Origin of the sequence: Acinetobacter sp. CFCC 11171 (assembly GCF_003268405.1) — a bacterium.
In the GTDB taxonomy this organism is placed as follows: Bacteria; Pseudomonadota; Gammaproteobacteria; order Pseudomonadales; family Moraxellaceae; genus Acinetobacter; species Acinetobacter amyesii.
Genome location: NZ_LQXP01000122.1, coordinates 1 through 340, shown reverse-complemented (window position 1 = coordinate 340; position 340 = coordinate 1). Strand labels below are relative to the sequence as shown.

At 40.6% G+C, this 340-nt stretch carries 1 pseudogene; it reads right to left on the bottom strand.

Annotated features, from left to right (window positions below):
* Window positions 1–207: pseudogene (locus tag AVJ20_RS18140) on the bottom strand (SAM-dependent methyltransferase); the annotation flags it as partial.
* Window positions 208–340 lie beyond the last annotated feature (133 nt).

The window sequence follows — 340 nt, the reverse complement described above, 5'->3', positions numbered from 1 at the left end:
GTTAAATTGTTTTGCCCCTCAAGTTGATGCTGCTTTTGCATTGCCACAAATTTTTTCACGTGTACGCTCAACAGCAATCAATTGAAATTCAGGGTGATTGGCTGAAAATAATAATGCGTGTTTACCTTTACCAGCCCCAATTTCCACACAAATCGGTGTGGAATCAATCGGCTGAAAATCACGGGGAGCTCGCATCAAGGAGCGCATCTCATGCCTAAACAAACCAATAAAACCGCTCAAAACTTTTTAGAAAATTCTCAAGTGATTATTGAATCACTGCAAGGTACATTGCTTCGCTTATATGTGAGCTATGACCAGCACGACATATCCGATAACAAAG